Below are 20,098 nucleotides of genomic sequence, written 5' to 3' on the forward strand. Positions count from 1 at the left end.
GCCTATGCCTGACCGGGCGGCGGCCCGTCGAGCGACTGCTCGGACCAGATGACCTTGCCGCGCTCGGTGTAGCGGGTGCCCCAGCGCTCGGCGAACTGGGCGACCAGGAACAGCCCGCGGCCTCCCTCGTCCGTCGTCGCGGCGTAGCGCAGGTGCGGGGAGGTACTGCTGCAGTCGGACACCTCGCAGATCAGCGCCCGGTCGTACAGCAGCCGTACGCTGATCGGCTCGGAGCCGTAGCGGATCGCGTTGGTGACGAGTTCGCTCAGGATCAGCTCGGTGACGAAGCCCTCCTCGTCCAGCCCCCGGTCGGCGAGCCAGCGGCCGGCCTGCTTGCGCACACCCGCGACGGCCGCGGGGTCGGGGTCCACCTGCCACTGGACGCGGCGGTCCTGATCCAGGGTGCGGGTGCGGGCCACCAGCAGGGCGACGTCGTCGCCCGGGCGACTGGGCAGAAGGGCCTCCAGCACGTCGTCGCAGGTCTCCTCGGGTGTGCGTGCACGGCCTGCCAGAGCGCTCCGCAGCTGTTCCAGGCCGTCGTCGATGTCCCGGTCGCGACGTTCGACGAGACCGTCCGTGTACAGCACCAGACGGCTCCCCTCGGGCACCTCCAGCTCGGTCGCCTCGAAGGGCATGCCACCGATGCCGAGCGGCAGGCCGGCGGGGATCTCGGGAAACTCCACAGTGCCGTCGGGCAGGACGAGGGCGGGTCCGGGGTGGCCGGCCCGGGCCACCGAGCAGCGCCCGGAGACCGCGTCGTAGATCGCGTACAGACAGGTGGCCCCGGTGATGCCCCCGCCGCCGGCCTCCTCGTCCTGGTCCATCCTGACGACGAGTTCGTCGAGATGGCCGAGGAGTTCGTCCGGCGGCAGGTCCAGCGTGGAGAAGTTGTGCACCGTGGTGCGCAGCCGGCCCATGGTCGCCGCGGCGTGCAGACCGTGCCCGACGACGTCGCCGACGACGAGCGCGACCCGGGCGCCGGACAGCGGGATCACGTCGAACCAGTCCCCGCCCGCCCCCGCCTGCGCCGGCAGATAGCGGTAGGCGACGTCCAGGGCGTTCTGCTCGGGAAGGCCGCTCGGGAGCAGACTGCGCTGCAGGGTCACGGCCATCTCGTGCTCGCGGGTGTAGCGCCGGGCGTTGTCGACGCTGACCGCCGCCCGGGCCACCAGTTCCTCGGCGAAGGACAGGTCCTCGGCGTCGAAGGGGGTCTCGTTCCCGGCGCGCCAGAAGTTGGCCATGCCGAGGATGACCCCGCGCGCGTGCAGGGGAACGGAGAGCAGCGAGTGGAATCCGGACTCCAGGATCCGTGCCGCCTGCTCGGGGTCGGGCAGACGCCACTGCTGGGACGCGGCGAGATCGGGCACGATCCAGGTGTGGCCGCTGCTGCTGCCGATGCCCTCGGTGCTGGTCGGCACGAAGCCGATGACGCGGCCCAGCGGGTAGAGGGGGTGGTCCGGGCCGATGCCGCTGACGGCGGTGCGGCGCATGTCCATCACGTTCCCGGTGGGCGGTTCCGGTTCTTCCCCGCGCAGTACGGAGTCGGCGAGGTCGACGGTCGCGCAGTCGGCGAATCCGGGCGCGGAGACCTCCGCCAGTTCCTGCGCGGTCGTGGTGACGTCGAGGGTCGTGCCGATCCGGGCTCCGGCCCGGTACAGGAGCAGCAGCCGTTCCCGTACGGTCTGGGCGCGTCCGGTGACGGCCTGCAGCTCCGTGGTGTCCCGCAGAGTGGCGACCGTGCCGGGCGGCCCTCCTCGTTCGCCCGTGGGGCGGAGGTTGACGGCCAGCAGCCGGTTCCCGGCCGGCCTCACCTCGTCCGTGGCCACCTTTCCGGAGGCCAGCAGCTCCGCGGTACTGGGGGCCAGCCCGAGCTCTGTCACGGCCCGGCCCTCGGCGTCGGCGGGCAGCCCGAGGAGGCGGCGTGCCTCGTCGTTGGCGAGGACCAGCCGGCCGTCGGCGCCGAGGATGAGGACGCCCTCGCGAACGGCATGGAGCACCGCGTCGTGGTGTTCGTACATCCGGGTCATCTCGGCGGGGCCGAGGCCATGCGTCTGCCGGCCCAGACGCCGGCTGACCAGACCCGCGCCACCCGCTGTGAGAGCGAGCGCGACGCCGGCGGCGCCGAGGGCGAGCGGGAGGCTCGGATAGGCGAGCTTGTTCACCGTGTCGACCTTGATGCCGACGGACACCAGACCGGCGACCGTGCCGTCGCGGCGTTCCACCGGCACCACCGAGCTGACCGCCAGGCCCCGGCTGGCGTTGACGGTGCGCGTGATGGACTCGCCCTCGAGCGCCTCCTTGTACGGGCCGATGATGTGCTTGCCGATGAGCGCGATGTCGGGGTGCGTGTAGCGGATGCCGTCGGTCCCGGCCACGACGACGTACTCCACATCCGTGCTGCGCCGGACCTCCTCGGCACGGGGCTGCAGAATGGCTGTGGGGTCCCTGCTGTCCATGGCGGCCGCGACTCCGGGCGCGTGGGCGAAGGTCTCCGCGACGCTCAGCGACCGGGTCCGCGCCTCCTTCATACTGTCCCGTCTGCCCTGCACCACCAGGGCGACGACGGCCGCGGTGACGAGCAGCATCACGATGGCCAGCATGAGGACGAACACCTGGCCGGCCACGGAATGGACGCTGAAGAGGGTGCGCAGCCTCCGAAGGAGCGGGGGCTTTCCCGCGCCCGGGCCGGAGGGCGCGTGCCCGTCACCGCCCGGACGGCCGCCATCGTGTCGACGCCGCCGTCGGGCGGAGTGGCGAAACCGCGTCGCGAACCGACCTGTACCACCCACATCTTCAGGTTTAACACGATTCGCCGGGGCCGCCCCTCGGGGCCCGGGCGGGGTCGATGACCGCCGGGCGTGTGAACGGCGCGCCGTCAGGGCATATGACGGATTACCGACAGGAGGTGGTGCCCGTGGGCCGCATCAGGATCGTCCGACGTCCCCAGCTTCCGTCCCGGCCGCCGCCGCTCGATCTGCGCACGCCGTCCGGGCGCCCGCTGCCCTACTGACTTACGCCTCCACCCCTTCTTCCGCTGTTCTCGGGGCCGCACACCGTGCGGCCCCGAGGCGCGTTCCGGAGCGGCCGGCCGGCGCCCGCTTCCCGCACGTCGCGGGGGGCGCGCGCGGATGTTGCGCCCTGCCGCGCAGCGCCGCGACCCGGCAGGATGTCGGTGTACAGAGTCACCGTCCGCGGACGGCACCGGCCGTCCCACGAAGGGGTTCCCATGCGGGAAGCGCACGAAGACCAGTCCGGTCCTTCCGGTCGGGGCGAAGGCTCCGCCCCCGGCCCGTCCGAGGAGGCCCAGGTGATCGTGGTGGGTGCGGGGCCGGCGGGTTCGTCCGCCGCCTTCCACCTCGCGAGAGCGGGCGTCGACGTGCTGCTGCTGGAGAAGTCCGCGTTCCCGCGGGAGAAGGTGTGCGGGGACGGCCTCACTCCGCGCGCGGTGCACCAGCTCATCCGGATGGGCGTCGACATCAAGGCCCCCGGCTGGACGCGGTCGCGCGGGATGCGCTGGGTGGCCGGCGAAAGGCAGGTGCGGATCGACTGGCCGGCGCTGGGCGGCTACCCGGACTTCGGTCTCACCCGCAGCCGGCACGACTTCGACGACATCCTGGCCCGCCACGCGGTGGCCGCCGGAGCCCGGCTGCGCACCGGTGTGAAGGTGACGGATCCCGTGACGGACCGGTCCGGCCGGGTCACCGGGGTCACGGCGGTGTCGGGTGCCGGGGATCCGGTGGTGCACCGGGCCCCGGTCGTCATCGCGGCGGACGGCGCCTCGGCGCGGCTCGCGCTCGCGATGGGGCTGCAGCGGGACACGAAGCGGCAGATCGCCACGGCGGCCCGCCGTTACTACCGCAGTCCCGAGCGTTCGCGCGAGGAGTACCTGGAGCTCTGGGCCGACCTCCGGTACCCGCGGAGCGACCGCTATCTGCCGGGCTACGGCTGGATCTTCCCGATGGGTGACGGCCGCGTCAACGTGGGCCTCGGCGCCATCCCGCACCGCCGCCACGGCAAGGCCGACCTGCGGGCCGCCCTGGACCGGTGGATGGCCAGGACCCCCGAGGCGTGGGGGCTGCGCGAGGAGAACGCTGAGGGGCCGGTCCGCAGCGCCGCCCTGCCGCTGGGCTTCAACCGTCATCCGCTGTACACCCGGGGGCTTCTCCTGGTCGGCGACTCCGGAGGCATGATCAGCCCCTGGAACGGTGAGGGAATCGGCCAGGCACTGGAGGCCGGGGAGGTCGCTGCCGAGACGGCCGCACTCGCGCTGGCCCTGCCGGAGGGCCCCGGGCGGGAGAGGGCGCTGCATCACTATCCGGCCGAGATGAACCGCCGCTGGGGCAGCTACTACCGGCTCGGCAACACGGCCGCCGACCTGGTGTTCAGCCGGTCGGGTTTCCAGCCCGTGCTCAACCGTTACGTGATGGGCTCGCCGTTCCTCCTCAACACGCTGGCCCGGCTGCTCACCAACCTCACGGACAAGCCTTCGCGCGATGTGATCGACCATGTGCTGAACACCGCGGTACGCCTGGTCCCCGCGCCGGACGCCCGTCGGCGCTGATCCCCGGCCACCGGCAGGGCCCGGGGCCGTTCAGGCCCGGGCCCCGTCGTGCCAGCGGGCTGCGAGGAGCAGGGCGATGTCGTCGGGACGGTCGGCCGCCTGTGTGGCGCGGCCGATCACGTGGTCGGCCGTTTCGTCCAGGGGCGCCGGGCCGCATGCGGCGATGATGCCGCGCAGCCGCTCGATGCCGACGTCGATGTCCGTGCCCGACTCCTCGACCATGCCGTCGGTGTACAGGACGAGCATCGCGCCGGGGTCCAGGAGCAGTTCGGTGACGGGGTACGAGGCCTGGGCGTCGATGCCGAGCACGATGCCGCCCGGCAGGTCCATGACCTCGGTCGTGCCGTCGGGGCGGCGGAGCACGGGCTGCGGGTGGCCGGCCCGGACGGCCCGGGTGAGGCCGGTGGCGGGGTCCATGACGATGTAGCAGCAGCTGGCGAACTGGCCGGGGTCGAGATCGATGAGCAGCCGGTTGGTGCCGCTCATCACCTCCTGCGGATCGTGTCCGCTGAGCGCGAAGGCCCGGACCGCGCTGCGCAGTTGGCCCATGGTCGCGGCGGCGGCGACACCGTGGCCCTGGACGTCCCCGATGACGAGTGCGAGCTTTCCGTCGGTCTCGATGACGTCGTACCAGTCGCCGCCGACGTCCATGCCCTGGGTGCCGGGGAGGTAGCGGCCGGCGGTGTCGACGCCGTCCACGACGACGGGCAGCCCGTGGGGAAGGAGGACGTCCTGGAGGCCGCGGGCCAGGGCGGCCTCGGTGTCGTACCGCTGGGCCCGTTCCAGTGCCTGGGCAATGAGGCCGGCGAGGGCCGTCAGGACCGTGCGCTCCTCCGGGCTGAAGCCGCGCGGCTGGTCGAACCCGAGGATGCAGGAGCCGACGTGCCGTCCGGAGGCGATCAGCGGGAGGAAGGCACGCGCCCCGACGTCGGTCTCCATGGGGATGCCGGGGTATGCGGCGGCCAGTCGCTGCATGGACTCGAAGAAGATGGGGCGCCCGGTCGTCAGCGTCTCGACCCCGGGAATGCTCGCGTCGAGGTCCACCCCGTCGAAGCGGTCGAGGAAGCCCTGGGGAAAGCCGGTCTCCCACTCCAGGTAGAGGTGGCGCTCCTTGAGCAGGTAGATCGCGAGCTGGCGGCCGCCGAAGGCGGGGAGCAGTTCCTCGGTGACCACGGCGGACACCTGGCGGGCGGTGACCGCCTCGGTGAGGGCGATGGCCAGGGCGACCGGCCGGTAGAGCGCGGCGGAGCGGTCGGCCGGGGAGCCGAGGCCCAGGCCGGGCGAGACGACGGATCCCGGCGCGTAGACGGGCTGTTCGGTGGGGGTCAGTACGGCGGTGAGGCCGTCGTGGCCGGGGTACAGGGAGACGGAGAGCCAGGGCGGAGGGGTGCGACGGGCGAGGAAGTGGACCGGGGCGTCGGAGAGCATCGCGGCGCGGTAGTGGTCCTCGTAGGCCGGGTTGGCGAACCACGGCAGGGCTTCCCAGAGCACCCGTCCCACCAGCTCCGACCGGGGGTGGTCGAGGATCTCCTCGGCAAGGCGGTTGATGTAGGTGATCCGGGCGAAGCGGTCGAGGGAGAAGATGCCGCGCGGCAGCCGGTCGGCCGCCTCGGCGACGACCGGGCCGATGCCGAGATCCACCAGGAAGCCGGTCAGATGCGTCGAGGCGCCGGGGTCCGCGCCCGTGTCCCGCCGGCCGGAGACCTCCAGCAGGTGCGAACCTCCGTCGGGGCCGCGCAGCCGCATCCTGCGGACGACGGGGCCGCCCGAGTCCGCGGCCTGGCGGGCCAGGGCCCACAGTCCGTATACGTCCTCCGGGGCGAGCCGGGCCGCGAGCGCGTCGATGGTGCCGGGGAACCGGTGCCGTCCGGTGCCGAGGATGGCGCACAGTTCGTCGTCCGCGCCGACGGCGCCGCTCCGCAGGTCCCAGTCGAAGCGCCCGATCCGCACGGGTGGCGAACTGCCCGCCGGCAGCTGTACGGGCAGTGGCTCCTCGTCCCACGCCACCGTGGTCCCGGCGGACTCCAGGGCGGCCAGCGCTCCTCCGAGTCCTTCGGCGATGCCCTGCAGTCTGCGCCGGTCGGAGCTCGCCACCGGTTTTCCGGGGGTCGCCGCGCGCAGCACGACCAGAACGCCGACCGGCCTGCCGGCGCTGATGACCGGGACGTACAACGAGCTGAAGGGGAACGGCAGCCCCGCCATCAGCTGGGGGAAGCGGCGCATCGCCTCCTCCGCGTCGGCGAGGTGCACGGGCTGCCCCGACCGGAACGCTTCGGCGACCGGGAACGGCCGGTTCACATGCATCCGCCACCAGGGCCGGAACAGGGGGCCGGGCAGCCCGGCCAGAACCGCGAGCCGCAGCAGCCCGGGGGTGAGGGAACGCAGATAGACGCCGCCGGCCCGGCCGCCGGCGGATTCGATCGCGCTCACGACAGCCTGGGCGAGCACCAGCGACAGCTCGCCCGGCGCCCGGCCGTTCATGAGCCTCCCGGACACACCACTGCCCTCGCTCAGCGGCTTGCGCCGGACCGCGCCGTACCAGGTCACACAGCCAGCATGCTCCCCTGCCACGGCGGCGCGCATTTCGGAGCGTCCGGCACCGGCTGCCGAAATGCACCCTGCGTCCTTGTATGCAACTCTGAAGGCGGCCCATCGTCCGACATCCGCGAGGAGGCACGATCATGGGCAAGAAGCAGAGCCGGCACAACCGCGGCGCCCGCACCGGAGGCCATGAGCACTCCGCTGCAGCGGAGGCCAAGGAGCAGACGAGCACGGCGCCCGAACCCGATGCGGTGAAGGCGATCTCGGAGCAGGTCTCCCACAAGCGCGAGCGGAAGTTCGGCCACAACTGACCTTGCGGCGCGCCGGCGCCACCGCCACCGCGCGCTCAGGAGCGGCAGCCACCGTCTCACGGAGACTGCCGCTCGCTCGGGCCGTATCGCCTCCGGGCGCCGTCCCGAACGAAATACGACATGGAGCGCGGCGCCCGCGTACGAATCGCGGCGCAGCGCCTGCCACCCGCAACACGACGCAGGGCCCGCCGCCCGGATCCGGGCGGCGGGCCCTGCGGAGGTGGTGCCGGCTCTACTGTTCGCCGGTGGGCGGACGGCGGTCACCGAACTCGTCATTGAGCTTCTGCTGGGCGGAGTCGACCTGGCCGCCGTACTTGCCATCGGTCTTCTTGTCGACGAAGTCGCCGCCCTTCTCGACTCCTTGGCGGGCCTGATCGGGATGCCCCTTGATCATGTCCTTGATCTTGTCGAGCATGCTCATGACTTCCTCCTCATGGAACGCTGACCCTCCCAGCATCCATGCGATGCCCATGTGCCGCATCCGGGACGACGACGGCCGCCGGCACCGGCACCCCCCGGCACCGGCGGCGGACGCTCACGGGCCGGGGAAATTACCCATAGGTATGTAGTGACTTCTCACGCGAGCGCCAGTAGAACTCGTTCTCATTCGATCGAGAGTGAGGAACGTCACATGACGGATTCGAGCTTACCCCACAAGAGATCGAGCGAGGTCTCGCGTCGCCGGTTCATGGCAAGAACAGGTTTCATTCTGGGAGCCGCGGCCCTCTCCGGTCATGCCACCGCCGCCCAGGCGCGCACCACAGGCGCAGCGGCGGTGATCGGCAGCGGCGACCACGTCCCGGTTCTGGTCGTGGGCACCGGGTACGGAGGTTCCGTCGCCGCCCTGCGGCTCGCCCGCGCAGGGATCCACGTCCATCTCGTCGAGATGGGGATGGCCTGGGACACCCCCGGGGCGGACGGCAAGATCTTCGCCAACACGACGCAGCCGGACGGCCGTTCGTACTGGCTCCGCACGAAGAGCAAGCAGCCGCTCAGCAACTTCCTCGGCTTTCCCATCGACCGGGCGATCCCCCGCTACACCGGCATCCTGGACGCCGAGGACTTCAGCGGCATCACGGTGTACCAGGGGCGCGGCGTCGGAGGCGGGTCGCTGGTCAACGGCGGCATGGCGGTGACACCCAGGCGGGAGAACTTCGGCGCCGTCCTCCCGTCCGTGAACGCCGACGAGATGTACTCCACCTACTACCCGCGCGCCAACGCCGGCCTCGGGGTCGGCACCGTCGACCCGGCGTGGTTCGACAGCGTGGACTGCTACCAGTACGCCCGGGTCGGCCGCAAGCACGCACAGCGCTCCGGCTTCCCGTTCGTCTTCGTGCCCGATGTGTACGACTGGGACTACATGGAGCAGGAGGCGGCCGGCACCGTACCCAAGTCGGCGCTGGACGGTGAGATCCTCTACGGCAACAACCACGGCAAGAAGTCGCTGCAGCAGACCTACCTCGCCCAGGCCCGGGCCACCGGCAACGTCACCATCTCGCCGCTGCACCAGGTCACTTCGGTCACCCCGGCGACGGGCGGCGGCTACACGGTCGTGATCGACGAACTGCGCACCGACGGAAGCGTGGCGACCACCAAGACGGTCGTCGCGGACAAGGTGTTCTTCGCCGCGGGAAGCGTCGGCACGAGCAAGCTGCTGACCCGGCTGAAGGCCACGGGCGCGCTGTCCGGCCTGAACGACGAGATCGGCAAGGGCTGGGGCGACAACGGCAACGTCATGTGCGGCCGCGCCAATCACATGTGGGACGCGACCGGCGCGGTCCAGTCGAGCATCCCGTGCGGCGGCATCGACAACTGGGCCGCCGGAGGCGCGTTCGCCGAGGTCGCGCCGCTGCCGACCGGGATCGAGACGTTCGCCTCGTTCTACCTGTCGATCACGAAGAACCCGAACCGCGCCCAGTTCTCCTGGAACGCCGCCACGGGGAAGGTCGACCTGAACTGGCAGACCGCCTGGAAGCAGCCGTCCATCAACATGGCGAAGACGATCTTCGACAAGATCAACGCCAGGGAGGGGACGATCTACCGGACCGACCTCTTCGGTGTCTACAAGATCTGGGGCGACCACCTCACCTACCACCCGCTCGGCGGCGCCGTCCTCGACAAGGCCACCGACAACTACGGCCGCCTGCACGGCTATGCGGGCCTCTACGTCATCGACGGCTCGCTGATCCCCGGCAACACCAGCGTCAATCCGTTCGTCACCATCACGGCACTCGCCGAACGGAACATCGAGAAGATCATCGCCACCGATCTGTGACCGCGGGTGCCCTCGCGCGAATCCTCCGGTAGGAGGTGCCGGACAGGCCTCCTACCGGATGCGCGCCACGACCGGGTCCTCCGGTGTCTCTCAGTGGCCCGGCAGTACGCACACCGCGTCGAGTCCCAGCACATGGTTGAGCCGGCCGAACGCCAGCCAGGAGCCGATGCTCATGCTCAGCTCGACGATCTCGTGCTGGCTGTAGTGCGCGGTCATCCGGGCCCAGAACGCGTCGTCCAGGCCGTGGTGGTCCAGGGCGTACCGCTCGGCGTACTCGGCCGCCAGCCGGGTCCGGTCGTCGAAGGCATCGGTCGTGCGCCAGTCGCTCACCGCGCCGGCGAACTCCTCCTCGACCTTCCGCCCGTCGCGTTCGGTGCGCCAGTCCAGGCAGAAGAGACAGCCGTTGATCTGCGCGATGCGGAGCCTTGCGGCCTCGAACTCACGGAGTCCGAGCGTGGTGTGCTCGTACACCGAGAGCGAGAAGTTCGCGGCGGCCATGCCGATGCCGGGGACCATGTCACCCCACACGTATCCGATCGGCTCCTGGCCTTCGGGGATGTCGATGATCATGACTGCTTCCTTCCGAGTCGGCCGGCTGCGGGACGCAGGGGCACGTCGAGCGCGTCGTAGAGTCCGGGTTCCGCCTCCACCAGCCAGTCGATGGCGTTCACCAGCCGTCCGACGGCGGTGGCGTTGCCGCCCGCCGAGCGGTTCTCTCCCTCGTCGGTGGCCTCGACGGTCACCTCGATGCGCGGGCGTCCCTCGATGATCACCCGGTGGGCGCCGGCGCCGTCGGGCGGCGACGGCCAGTCCGGGGCGCACGACGGATGGATGCGGGTGATGTGCTCGATGACGATGCGGGGTTCGCCTTCGACGATGCCCTGGACCTCGAAGCGGACCGCGCCCTGGGTCCCGGCCTCGAACTCACCCATCGTCCTGGTCGTGACGGTGGTTTCGAGCGGCCGCCGGGCCATGGTCTCGCGGATGTCGTCGAGTTCCACGCCCAGGGCCCGGGCCATCAGCCGTATCTGACCGCCCCACACCATGGTCGGGACGGAGGCCGCGAGCATGAGGGGCTCGTACTCCATGGGGTGCCCCATGCCGATCAGGTGGCGCACCGAGTCGGGCTGGTCGTACGTGGAGTAGTCGAAGATCTCCTGACAGCGGATCGCGTCGATCGTGGTGCCGAGACCGCTGATGAGCAGGGGAAGTACGTCGTTGCCCCAGCCCGGGTCCACGCCGGAGACGAAGAGCGATCCGCCACCGCCGGCCACGGCGGCCAGCACCGGTTCGCGCAGCTCGGGCGGGGCCCCGCGGCCGTCGTAGAGCGCGTACAGCGCCGGAGTGACGACGACGGCGCCCCCGGCCACCGCCCTGGTGATGTCGGCCAGGGCCTCGTCGGGACGGATGTCGCCGGAGGCCGCGTACACGACGGCCCGGGGGGCGGTGGCGAGCACCGCTTCGATGTCGTCGGTCGCCGCGACGCCGAGGTCGCGTTCCAGCCCGGCCAGGGCGCCCGCGTCGCGGCCCACCTTGCCGGGATCGTGGACGAGGACGTGCGCGAGTTTCAGGGCCGGATGGGCCTCGACGGCGCGGATGGCCGCACGGCCGACATTGCCGGTTCCCCAGACCACCGTGGAAATCATGCGGCGGAGGGTAGCGCGCGGGATGAAAGGTTCATAGTGCCTTCGCGCACCGGCTTGGGAGCGGGTGGGGACGGGCCCGGGAGAACTGTCCCCGCCCCGCTCCCCCGGGCTGCTACTCGTCGATCGCGGTCCCGTATCCGGCGCCCTTCTCCGGACCTCCGAACGTTCCCGCGTCGAACGTCCACGAGCCGGCGGCTGTCACGCCGCCGGTACCGGCCGGGAACGCCCACACGATGCCGTCGCCGGCGTTCTCTCCGGGCGCGGCGGTCAGCAGACCGGACCGCCCGTCATCGTCGGGATCGGTCAGCCGCACCCGGCCGCCCCAGCGGTCACCCCGTTCGGGAACGCCCGGCACGTTCACCGAGTCCTGGTCCCAGGAGCCCGCACCGGCGGCGGTCAGCCCGCCGGCCGCACCGCGCAGCACCCACACGGCACCCGCGTCGGCAACAGCGCCGATGTCCTCGCCGGGGGCGCCGATGGCCACTTCCGCGTACTCGTCGCCGTCGGTGTCCGCGACGGAGAGGTCAGCGCCCCAGCCGTCGCCGGCCTCCGAAACACCAGGGACCCCCGGGGTGTCCTGCGTCCACCACACGGGCGGGGTGCCCGGGCCCTCGGCGCCGACCGGTCCGTCGCCGGCGCTGCCGTAGTACACGCCGACCACACCGCCGGTCATCGCCTCGCCGCCGTCGCCCGGGCTGTTCGGCTCCCCGGTGACCAGGTCGTCGTAGCCGTCGTTGTCGATGTCGCCGGAGGCGACTGCCGGACCGCCGCGCAGGTCGTGGTCGTAGCGGAGCCCCTGGACCTCGCCGAGGAGGAGCGCGGACCATCCGTGGCCCGGCTCGTCGCCGACGGTGACGCCGGAGATGACGAGGTCGGCGAGACCGTTGCCGTCGTAGTCGCCGGTGGTCAGGGCACGGGGTGCGATCTCGCGCCCGGGGGTGCCGGGGATGCCGCTGCTGCTGCTCGACGTGGCGTTCCGGCGGGTGCCCGGGGCGTACTGGAACAGGGCGAAGCCGGTGCGGTCGGTCACGGCCAGCTGGTCGCCGGGGATGTCGGGGCTGAAGTGCGCGGCGGCGAGGGCGCTGCCGAACCCCATGCCGGCGGCGAGTTCCCCGGCCTGCATCCAGTCGCTGCCCGAGCCGGAGAGCCCCTGCGCGGAGCCCCACAGGACGATGACGCCGCCCGCGTCGGTAACCGGTTCGACGTTCTCGCCCGGGAGGCCCACGACGGCGTCGTCGTACCCGTCCCCGTCCAGGTCGCCGGTGGCGAGGGCGGTGCCGAAGCCGTCCCCGGCCTCGGCGCCGCCCGGTACCCCGGTGGTGTCCTGGCTGAGGACGGCGCCCCGGGCGGTGCCGATGCCGCCCGGCCCGCCGTACTGCACGGTCACGTAGCCCGCGCCCTTCTTGCCGCCGATGGTCCCGCCGGGCGCGCCGATGAGCACGTCCTCGTAGCCGTCACCGTTGAAGTCGGTGTTGCGGTCGTCCGCGTGCGTTCCGCCGGGAGTGCCGGCGGCGTAGGCGGAGGGCGCGGTGACGGCGGCCCCGGCGATCAGGAGGAACGAGGCCGCGACGACGGCGGCCGGCCGGTAGGTGCGCACGAGCGGCTCCTCGGTTCAAGGATGACCGGGCGAGACCGGGGGGATGCCGGGAAGAGCCCGTTTCCCTCCCGGCGCCCTGTTGGACCGGCTCGGCGGCGCAAGGGTTGTACGGCATCGCAAAAGGGGTGGAAGGGAGCTGCCGAGCTCCCTTCCACCCCTTCTCACGGCTCCGCGCGGGGGCGGTACCGCGGTGGATCAGTAGGCCCCGAAGACGTTGTCGATCGAGCCGTACGTCGCGGCGGCGTAGTTGCACGCGGCGGTGATGTTGGCGACGGGGTCCAGGATGTCCAGCGAGGTGCCGGGCACGTGGTACGCGTCGAACGTGGGCTGGATGACCTGGAGGAGGCCCTTGGACGGGGTGCCGGCGGCGGCGTTCGAGTCCCAGTTGTTGACGATCTGCGGGTTGCCCGAGGACTCGCGCATGATGTTGCGGTGGATGCTGTCATAGCTGCCGGGGATACCGTGCTCGGCCATGATGGCGAGGGACTCCTTGATCCAGCCGTCGAGGTCGTCGGTGTACGCCGTCGCGGCCTGCGCGGGAGCGGTCTCGGCGGTCTGCTCGGCGACGGGCATCGCCGTCCGCTCGGAACGGTCGGCGCGGTCGGCGCTCTCGGCACGGGCGGCCGACGACTGCGAAGCGCTGTCGGAGGTGTTCTCCGCCTTGGAATCGCTCGGGGTCGCGGCCTTGGGGGCGGCGGCGGTGGACTTGGCGCCGATGGTCAGCTTCAGGCCCGGGTGGATCAGGTCGGGGTTGCCGCCGACCACGTTCCGGTTGTCCTTGTAGAGCTGCTCCCAGCCACCGGCGAGGGAATGCCCACGAGCGATCTTGGCAAGCGAATCGCCGGAGATCACGGAATAGGTGGTGGACTTGCCCTGCTGTACGGCAATTCCCTTGCCGGCAACGGAAACCGGGGCCACGGCCTTTTCCGCGACGACCGACTGGACCGGTGCGGCGGAAGCCGATCCGGCAGCGATCAGGGGGAGCGCGAGAACCGCGCTGCCCGCGCTCACGGCGATGAGACCGCGGGTCAGGGGGGTGGACTTGGAACGACGGTGATGACCCTTGATGGGCATGGCGCTTTTCCTCTCCGCCGCCTGCGAGGTGAGCTGTCGGGTTCGGACTGGAGATGTCCGGCCGCGCATGGCGACTTCACCCCTAGCCGCTCCGGATTCCCGGAACGGCGGCAAACCTGGGTCCCCCGCTCCTGCCGTACGTGAGTGGTCGGGTTACCGGACGGCGGCAGGATTCGGCGTTCCATCCGGATTGACGGTGACCGTAAGCGAGAAAGACCGGGCGAAACAAGCCCGGAATTCCTGATCACAATTGATTCGCAAGATCAATAAAAGGAAATGTGCGATGCCGGTCACATCCGGGCGGGCCGGCTTTCTAGGGGCGACAGGGAACCGAAGCATCTGGTTCCGCGTCAGGGGCGGGAAACGTGACGCTGGCCACTGCGCCCGAAACGGGCGATTTGCCCGTCGCCCGGACGCCGCACCCCCGGGCCCGCGACACGGGGAGCATTCCCGACTATTACGATCAATCACCTAATTGGGACATTGAGGGGTGGGGGTCACCTGCCCGGCGACGCCTGTTCGGTGCGCGGCACGACGACCGGTGAGCCGTCGCCCGGGGCGGCGAGCATGTCCGCGCCGAGCGCGTACATGCTCCTTCACCAGTGCCGCGTCGACCGTCGCCCGGGGGGCGCCCGAGGCGATGACGCGGCCGTCCTTCATGGCGACGAGCGGGTCGGCGTAGCGGGCAGCGGCAGCCAGGCCGTGCTGGACCATGACGACGGCACGGCCGGTGGCCGCGACCTCGCGGACGGGTTCCAGGACCTCGACGGCAGGCCCGGGGTGGAGGGCGATGGTCGGTTCGTCGAGCAGGACGACCGGGGTCTGCCGGGCCGGCCCCACCGCGCGGGCAGCGCCGGCGCTGCCCGCCGGGACAACCGGTCGACGCGCTCCCCTCCGGCCAGGCCGGTGGTGCCGGTGGCGTCGAGTGCGTCGTGTACCGCCCGCTCGTCCTCGCGCGACCACTGACGCAGCAGCCTCTGGTGCGGGCTGCGGCCGTAGCCCGCACCAGGCCGTCCACGGTGACCGCCTCGGGGGCCCGAGGCGACTGCGGCAGCGGCGCGACATGGCGGGCGGCCCTGCGGCGGCCGGTCTCCCGGGTGCGGCGAGGCGGTTTGCGGCCAGGGTCCGGGTGGGACTGCCCGCGACGCCGAGGCGGCACCGACCAGCAGGCCGGTGAAGACGCGGGGCCGCCGGAGGTTCCCACACGATCGTGACGGTTCCGGCGTCGCCGGTTCCCAGGAACCCCGAGAGAGTCCGCGACAGGCTCGTCCCGGACGAACGCGCCATCACTGAAAGGCTGACGCGGAAAGCCGGCAGCGGAACGAGCAGCGCTGAGGCCAGCGGGCTGCGCCTCCGGAGGAGCCAGGAGAGCGTCCCGGTGCGGAGCACCACGCTGTCGTACGGGGCCACGTCCCTCGTCGGCAACTCCGGTGTGGGCGTCGACGGCGCGGAGCACGGCGCTGTCGGGGGTCACGTCCGTCATCGACACGTCCGGTGCGGGCGCCGACGGCAAGGACCAGCTGCACCGCATCCGCCTCGCACGCTGACCTTCCGTCACCCGCCGAAGGAGTCCGGCCCACCGCGCGACGCGGTGGGCCGGACCCCTTCGGGCACCCGTGCGTGAACCTCAGCCGCGGCGGCGCGGGCGGGCGGTCATGCCGCGGTACTCAGGGGCAGGAGGTGGGGGCGCTTGGCGGTGCGTCCGTCTCCCGATGACCGGCCGCGCAGCCGGCGCCCGAGCCACGGGCCGAGGAACGCGGCGGCCCAGCGCAGTTCGGCCCCGGCGGACTGCCAGCCGGTGGGGAGCACTTGGGGTGGCAACGGGTGCGTCCAGGTGGAGTCGCTGTGGGGCAGGTCGATGGCCTGGGCGACGGCTGAGGCGATCCGCGCGTGGCCGAGCGGGCTGGCGTGCAGCCGGTCGACGCTCCACAGGCGCGGGTCGGTGGCGACGGGGTGATGGGCTATCTCGGCGACGGCGACGCCGTGGCGGGCCGCGGCGGCGCGGATGAGGGTGTTGAGCTCCGACACCCTGGACCTGACGGGCCGGGCGACGGGCGCGATCTTCCCCACGTCGGGGATGGTCAGGGTCGCCACCTGCGCCCCGGCCGCGGTGAGCGCGGCGAACATCTCCTCCAGGTGGCCGGCCACCTCCCCGACGTCGACCCGCGGCCGGAGCAGATCGTTGACCCCGGCCACGACGGTGGCCAGGTCGGGGCGCAGGGCGAGAGCCGGTTCCAGCTGTTCGGCGTGGACCTGGCCGGCGACCCGTCCCCGCACGGCCAGATTGGCGTACTGGAGGCCGGGGCTGACGGTGGTGAGGTGCTCGGCGAGCCGGTCGGCCCAGCCGCGCAGGCCGATGATGTCGTCCCCGTCGCCGACCCCTTCGGTCTGGCTGTCGCCCAGCGCGACGTAGCGCAGGTACTCAACGCCCGGCATGAGCCGCCTGCCTCTCCCGCAGCACGGCCGCGATCCGCAGGCACCAGTCCCGGTGGCCCTGCTCGAAGGCCACGCCGCGCAGGCACGTCAGGTACGGCCCGATGCGCTCGCCGTGGCGGAGGAACTCGTCCTCGTCCGCTTCCCCGCGCATCTGCCGCAGCAGATCGTCGAGGAGCGCGATCTTCGCGTCCGCCGCGGCCACTCGCTCATCGAGCTGCTCGATGACCTGTGCGGTGCCGATGCGGTCGGCGGACTGGACCTTGACGAGCAGGTCGTCGCGGATGAAGGACGGCTTGGACGTGGTCGCGGCGAACTTCTCCAGCTCCTCGCGGCCGGCGTCGGTGACCTGGAAGACACGTTTGTTGGGCCGGGTCTCCTGAACCACCTGCCGGCCCTCGACCAGCCCCTCCTTCTCCAGCCTGGCCAGCTCGGTGTACAGCTGCTGGGGCAGGGCGTGCCAGAAGTTCGCGACGCCGACGTCGAACGCCTTCGCCAGTTGGTACCCGCTGAACTCGCCGTCCAGCAGCGCCGCCAGCACGGCATGTCGCAAGGCCATGGAAGCAGCCCCTCCCTCTCCTCACCGGTCGGCCGGCGACACCGGCCGACACCCGTCGTACTCAAGAATAGGACTACTCAAGCTCTTGAGTACAAGTGACGATGCTGCCGCCCGGCGGCGGGAGGGGCTGCGGCCCTGGGGAAGGACTACGGCCTACGACGCCGGGGGCGTCGTCGCCGCGTGACTTCCGTAAGGGCGCGTGATGATTTCCATTCCATGACCCGCGGGATCCATGAAGTACAGCCCGCGCCCGCCATGATGGAAATTGATCTCACCCGCCTGTTCGAGACGCGGATCGGCGTAGTACGTGATTCCCGCGTCCTGGATACGCCGCAGTGCGACATCGAACTCCGCGTCTCCGATGAGGAACGCGTAGTGCTGCGGGGCGATCGACTCGGGCGGAAGGGTGGCGAAGTCCAGCGTGACGCCGTTGCTGAACAGGACCGGAATGAACGGCCCCCACTCCGCGCCTACTTCGAGATCCAGAAGATGGGCCAGAAACTCGGCGGATTCCCGGTTGGACCGGGCGTGGATGATCGTGTGATTCAACTCGACAGACAAAGCGGAATGCCTCCGAAGGCATCTCCCGGACACCTCCATGCCTCACCCGGCCGGTGACCGGCACGCGATGTCCGCCTGAGATCATAGGAGTGGTTCCGCCCGCCTGTCGAGCCACTTCGACCGGGCACGCCCTGGCCGGCCCACAAGCGATCCGGGTCCGGTCCGGCGGCGTCGCCCGAGAACGTTCCGGATTTCGTGCGGAGAACCTCACGGGCCCGCTCCGCAGCGCGTGTTATGCCTTCGTTCACGAAGTCGAGGAAGCGGGCGACGAGGACGGTGGTGAACGCCTCCTCGTACGCGCGCACGGCCTCGGCGTCACGCCCGTGCGGCAGCGGAGATGCCTGCGATCCGCCGGGGACGGCCTGTCTGCACTGGTGCGTGCGGCGTTCGGTGTGACGGTGCGCGAGGTCGGCGCGGTAGGTGGTGGGCCGCCGTTACGCCTCACCTCACGCGTGATCGTCGACGTGGGGCGGTCGGGGCGTCGGGCGATCTCCGCGTACGGAGACCGCCCGTGAGCCCGAGCGCGATCTGCTGCCGTTCCTGCTGGGCGAGCCTGCCTCCCGGCATCACGGCCCCTCCCTGGTTTTTCATCGGCGCCGATACCCCGACCGTAGCGTTCGCGTTCAATCCATTGCAATGAATGAGGACGGGGTTGTTGCGTTAGCCGCACAACCATTGCAACGATGCTACACCTTTCACCTGTACGTATGGCCACTTGGAGCAACAACGTCATTGCGCGATCAGTGAACGCAACGTAGCGTTTTCGCCATCGGAAACAACGAGTCGGAGGAAGGCATCATGCAGAAGTACGACACCCCCACCCCGGTCCTCGCCATCCTGGACATCGCGGCCGGACACGTCCGGTTCATCGCGGCCGACCGGCCCGACACCACGGTCGAGATCCTGCCCGCGGACGCCTCCAAGAGCCGCGACACGAAGGCCGCGGAACAGACCACCGTCCGGTACGGCGACGGCGTTCTGCGGATCGAGTCCGCACCGGCCAAGAACCGCCTCGTCGGCAACACCGGTTCCGTCGAGGTGACCATCCAGCTGCCCGCCGGCTCCCGCATCGAGGCGAAGACGGCCGACGCCGAACTCCGGGGTGTCGGAAGGCTCGGCGATGTCGTCCTCGAGTGCGCTCAGGGCTCGGTCAAGCTCGACGAGACCGCGGGTGCCCGCGTCACACTGCTCTCCGGTGACGTCTCGGTCGGCCTGCTGGGCGGCCCCGCGGAGATCCGCGTCCAGAAGGGCGACATCCACGTCGCGGAGGCTGTGCAGGGCACGGTCGAACTGCGCACCGAGTACGGCCACATCTCCGTCGGCGCCGCCCGCGGCGTCTCCGCGTCCCTGGACGCGGGTGCCGCGTTCGGCCGGATCGAGAACGCGCTCAGGAACACCGACGGCGACGCAGGTCTGAACATCCACGCGACCACCACGCACGGCGACATCTCGGCCCGCAGCCTGTAGACCTGCAGAAAGAGCGTCCCTCCTGCGCAACCCGGCCTTCTCGGCGAACGGTCCGCGCAGGTCCTGCGCGGACGACCCGAAGCAACAGAGCGACCGTCATGCCGCCGCAGGATCCGCCTCACCCCGTCCCGCCGCAAGGGCGGCGCACCCCGACAACACGTCGGCGTACGCCGCCCTTTCGGCGCCCTCGACCCTTGGGCCGGCACGCGCACGGAGCGGTCCTGGGGGTGTGGGTCAGTCCCACTGGTCCTGGTTGATGAAGCGGCTGAAGCCTCGCCAGGAGTTGGGTCCCATGACGCCGTCGATGGGTCCGGTGTAGCCGTGGGCGGCTGCGAGGCGTTGTACGGCGGCCCAGGTGTTGGTTCCGGGGACGCCGTCGAGGGGGCCGGTGTAGCCCCAGTTACGCATGTTCAGCTGGAGCGCGGCGTAGGTGCGGGGTCCCGGGATCCCGTCGATGGGTCCGGTGTACCCGGACTGGATCCGGAGCCAGTTCTGCGTGCGCTGCCACATCACCGGGCCCGGCACACCGTCCTGCTCCGTCGACGTCTTCGGCAACCCGCCACCGCCCCCCAGGTAGTTCAGCGGATTGACGCGCGTGCCGCCCGGGGTGATGAGGTGCCAGTGCACGTGCGGCCCGGTAGAACTGCCGGAGCCGGGAGCGCCGACCGCGCCGCCGGAGCGGCCGACGATTCCTCCCTTGCCGACCGAGGCGCCGTTGGCCAGCAGGAACTGCGACAGGTGCATGTACTGCGTCCGGTACCCGTCGCTGTGGGTGATCGTCACCGTGTGTCCGCCGGTGCCGTTGTTCGGAATGTTCGTGACGACTCCGGCACCCGCAGCCGGCAGCGCCGTGCCGACGCCCATTCCGTAGTCGATCCCGCCCAGCGAGCCGCTGTCGAGGTGGTCCTGCCAGGTGCCGGTGATCTGATAGCCGCTGAACGGGTTGTAGATGTCCAGCGCCTGGGCGGGATTACCCGAGAACAGCACACCGCCGGCCGCCAGGCCGAGCGTGGTGACCGAGCCGCGCAGCAGCGTACGTCGGCTCATCCCGGCCCGGGGCCGAGCGTTCTGGA

15 protein-coding genes, 2 pseudogenes and 1 riboswitch are annotated in these 20,098 nt (G+C 71.3%); of the genes and pseudogenes, 4 read left to right on the forward strand and 13 right to left on the reverse strand.

Annotation, left to right across the window (positions count from 1 at the left end; all coding sequences use genetic code 11):
* Positions 1-2: 2 nt before the first annotated feature.
* A complete protein-coding gene (locus ACIQMX_RS23825; protein WP_402481407.1) occupies positions 3-2,600 on the reverse strand; it encodes a SpoIIE family protein phosphatase in 2,598 nt (865 codons plus the stop codon).
* Between the two features lie 626 nt (positions 2,601-3,226).
* Here ACIQMX_RS23825 and ACIQMX_RS23830 point away from each other — a divergent pair.
* Positions 3,227-4,561, forward strand: coding sequence for a geranylgeranyl reductase family protein (locus tag ACIQMX_RS23830; protein ID WP_402480909.1), 1,335 nt, complete (start codon positions 3,227-3,229; stop codon positions 4,559-4,561).
* A gap of 30 nt (positions 4,562-4,591) precedes the next feature.
* Here ACIQMX_RS23830 and ACIQMX_RS23835 read toward each other — a convergent pair whose 3' ends face one another.
* Positions 4,592-7,108, reverse strand: a complete 2,517-nt coding sequence (locus ACIQMX_RS23835; RefSeq protein WP_402480911.1) for a SpoIIE family protein phosphatase — start codon at positions 7,106-7,108, stop codon at positions 4,592-4,594.
* Positions 7,109-7,242: 134 nt separating this feature from the next.
* Here ACIQMX_RS23835 and ACIQMX_RS23840 point away from each other — a divergent pair, with 134 nt between their 5' ends.
* Positions 7,243-7,413 (forward strand): hypothetical protein, encoded by a 171-nt coding sequence (locus ACIQMX_RS23840; protein ID WP_363077390.1) that lies wholly within the window; start codon positions 7,243-7,245, stop codon positions 7,411-7,413.
* 232 nt (positions 7,414-7,645) lie between these two features.
* Here the strand turns inward: ACIQMX_RS23840 and ACIQMX_RS23845 are convergent, their stop codons facing one another.
* A complete protein-coding gene (locus ACIQMX_RS23845) occupies positions 7,646-7,834 on the reverse strand; it encodes an antitoxin (protein ID WP_363077388.1) in 189 nt (62 codons plus the stop codon).
* A 267-nt stretch (positions 7,835-8,101) separates the two neighbouring features.
* Here ACIQMX_RS23845 and ACIQMX_RS23850 point away from each other — a divergent pair, with 267 nt between their 5' ends.
* The gene (locus tag ACIQMX_RS23850; protein WP_402480915.1) at positions 8,102-9,688 is read left to right on the forward strand and encodes a GMC oxidoreductase; all 1,587 of its coding nucleotides are present in this window, start codon (positions 8,102-8,104) and stop codon (positions 9,686-9,688) included.
* A gap of 90 nt (positions 9,689-9,778) precedes the next feature.
* Here ACIQMX_RS23850 and ACIQMX_RS23855 read toward each other — a convergent pair whose 3' ends face one another.
* From ACIQMX_RS23855 to ACIQMX_RS23895, 9 genes and pseudogenes are all read right to left on the reverse strand, one after another.
* Entirely contained in the window at positions 9,779-10,258 is a 480-nt protein-coding gene (locus ACIQMX_RS23855) for a carboxymuconolactone decarboxylase family protein (RefSeq protein WP_363077385.1), read from the reverse strand.
* Positions 10,255-11,334, reverse strand: a complete 1,080-nt coding sequence (locus ACIQMX_RS23860; protein ID WP_363077383.1) for a dihydrodipicolinate reductase — start codon at positions 11,332-11,334, stop codon at positions 10,255-10,257. Before ACIQMX_RS23860 ends, ACIQMX_RS23855 begins: the two co-directional genes overlap by 4 nt.
* A 112-nt stretch (positions 11,335-11,446) precedes the next feature.
* Positions 11,447-12,931, reverse strand: coding sequence for an FG-GAP repeat protein (locus tag ACIQMX_RS23865; protein ID WP_402480917.1), 1,485 nt, complete (start codon positions 12,929-12,931; stop codon positions 11,447-11,449).
* Between the two features lie 195 nt (positions 12,932-13,126).
* On the reverse strand, positions 13,127-14,005 hold the full coding sequence (locus ACIQMX_RS23870; RefSeq protein WP_363077379.1) for a transglycosylase SLT domain-containing protein: 879 nt from the start codon (positions 14,003-14,005) through the stop codon (positions 13,127-13,129).
* 5 nt (positions 14,006-14,010) lie between these two features.
* Positions 14,011-14,194: riboswitch (cyclic di-AMP (ydaO/yuaA leader) on the reverse strand.
* A 308-nt stretch (positions 14,195-14,502) separates the two neighbouring features.
* Positions 14,503-15,089 (reverse strand): annotated as a pseudogene (locus tag ACIQMX_RS23875) (ABC transporter ATP-binding protein); the annotation flags it as partial.
* A gap of 569 nt (positions 15,090-15,658) precedes the next feature.
* Positions 15,659-16,441: an SGNH/GDSL hydrolase family protein gene (locus ACIQMX_RS23880; RefSeq protein ID WP_402480919.1), complete on the reverse strand. Its 783-nt coding sequence runs from the start codon at positions 16,439-16,441 to the stop codon at positions 15,659-15,661.
* Positions 16,428-16,997 carry a PadR family transcriptional regulator gene (locus ACIQMX_RS23885; protein WP_402480922.1) on the reverse strand — a complete coding sequence of 190 codons (570 nt, stop codon included), beginning with the start codon at positions 16,995-16,997 and terminating at the stop codon, positions 16,428-16,430. The genes ACIQMX_RS23880 and ACIQMX_RS23885 overlap by 14 nt, the downstream gene beginning before the upstream one ends.
* Positions 16,998-17,150: 153 nt before the next feature.
* Positions 17,151-17,558, reverse strand: a complete 408-nt coding sequence (locus ACIQMX_RS23890; RefSeq protein ID WP_363077373.1) for a VOC family protein — start codon at positions 17,556-17,558, stop codon at positions 17,151-17,153.
* Positions 17,559-17,824: 266 nt separating this feature from the next.
* Positions 17,825-18,125 (reverse strand): annotated as a pseudogene (locus ACIQMX_RS23895) (helix-turn-helix domain-containing protein); the annotation flags it as partial.
* A 231-nt stretch (positions 18,126-18,356) separates the two neighbouring features.
* Between ACIQMX_RS23895 and ACIQMX_RS23900 the strand changes: the two are divergent.
* Positions 18,357-19,025: a DUF4097 family beta strand repeat-containing protein gene (locus tag ACIQMX_RS23900; protein WP_363077371.1), complete on the forward strand. Its 669-nt coding sequence runs from the start codon at positions 18,357-18,359 to the stop codon at positions 19,023-19,025.
* A gap of 234 nt (positions 19,026-19,259) precedes the next feature.
* Here ACIQMX_RS23900 and ACIQMX_RS23905 read toward each other — a convergent pair whose 3' ends face one another.
* Positions 19,260-20,072: a M23 family metallopeptidase gene (locus ACIQMX_RS23905; protein WP_363077369.1), complete on the reverse strand. Its 813-nt coding sequence runs from the start codon at positions 20,070-20,072 to the stop codon at positions 19,260-19,262.
* Between the last annotated feature and the right edge of the window lie 26 nt (positions 20,073-20,098).

The sequence above is a fragment of the Streptomyces sp. NPDC091416 genome (genome assembly GCF_044756845.1).
Taxonomy (GTDB): Bacteria; Actinomycetota; Actinomycetes; order Streptomycetales; family Streptomycetaceae; genus Streptomyces.

Coding starts and splice junctions, on each gene's coding strand:
- ACIQMX_RS23825 (WP_402481407.1), bottom strand. CDS start 2,600: ATGCTGGCCATCGTGATGCTGCTCGTCACCGCGGCCGTCGTCGCCCTG.
- ACIQMX_RS23870 (WP_363077379.1), bottom strand. CDS start 14,005: ATGCCCATCAAGGGTCATCACCGTCGTTCCAAGTCCACCCCCCTGACC.
- ACIQMX_RS23855 (WP_363077385.1), bottom strand. CDS start 10,258: ATGATCATCGACATCCCCGAAGGCCAGGAGCCGATCGGATACGTGTGG.
- ACIQMX_RS23860 (WP_363077383.1), bottom strand. CDS start 11,334: ATGATTTCCACGGTGGTCTGGGGAACCGGCAATGTCGGCCGTGCGGCC.
- ACIQMX_RS23900 (WP_363077371.1), top strand. CDS start 18,357: ATGCAGAAGTACGACACCCCCACCCCGGTCCTCGCCATCCTGGACATC.
- ACIQMX_RS23845 (WP_363077388.1), bottom strand. CDS start 7,834: ATGAGCATGCTCGACAAGATCAAGGACATGATCAAGGGGCATCCCGAT.
- ACIQMX_RS23905 (WP_363077369.1), bottom strand. CDS start 20,072: ATGAGCCGACGTACGCTGCTGCGCGGCTCGGTCACCACGCTCGGCCTG.
- ACIQMX_RS23830 (WP_402480909.1), top strand. CDS start 3,227: ATGCGGGAAGCGCACGAAGACCAGTCCGGTCCTTCCGGTCGGGGCGAA.
- ACIQMX_RS23840 (WP_363077390.1), top strand. CDS start 7,243: ATGGGCAAGAAGCAGAGCCGGCACAACCGCGGCGCCCGCACCGGAGGC.
- ACIQMX_RS23880 (WP_402480919.1), bottom strand. CDS start 16,441: ATGCCGGGCGTTGAGTACCTGCGCTACGTCGCGCTGGGCGACAGCCAG.
- ACIQMX_RS23850 (WP_402480915.1), top strand. CDS start 8,102: ATGGCAAGAACAGGTTTCATTCTGGGAGCCGCGGCCCTCTCCGGTCAT.
- ACIQMX_RS23885 (WP_402480922.1), bottom strand. CDS start 16,997: ATGGCCTTGCGACATGCCGTGCTGGCGGCGCTGCTGGACGGCGAGTTC.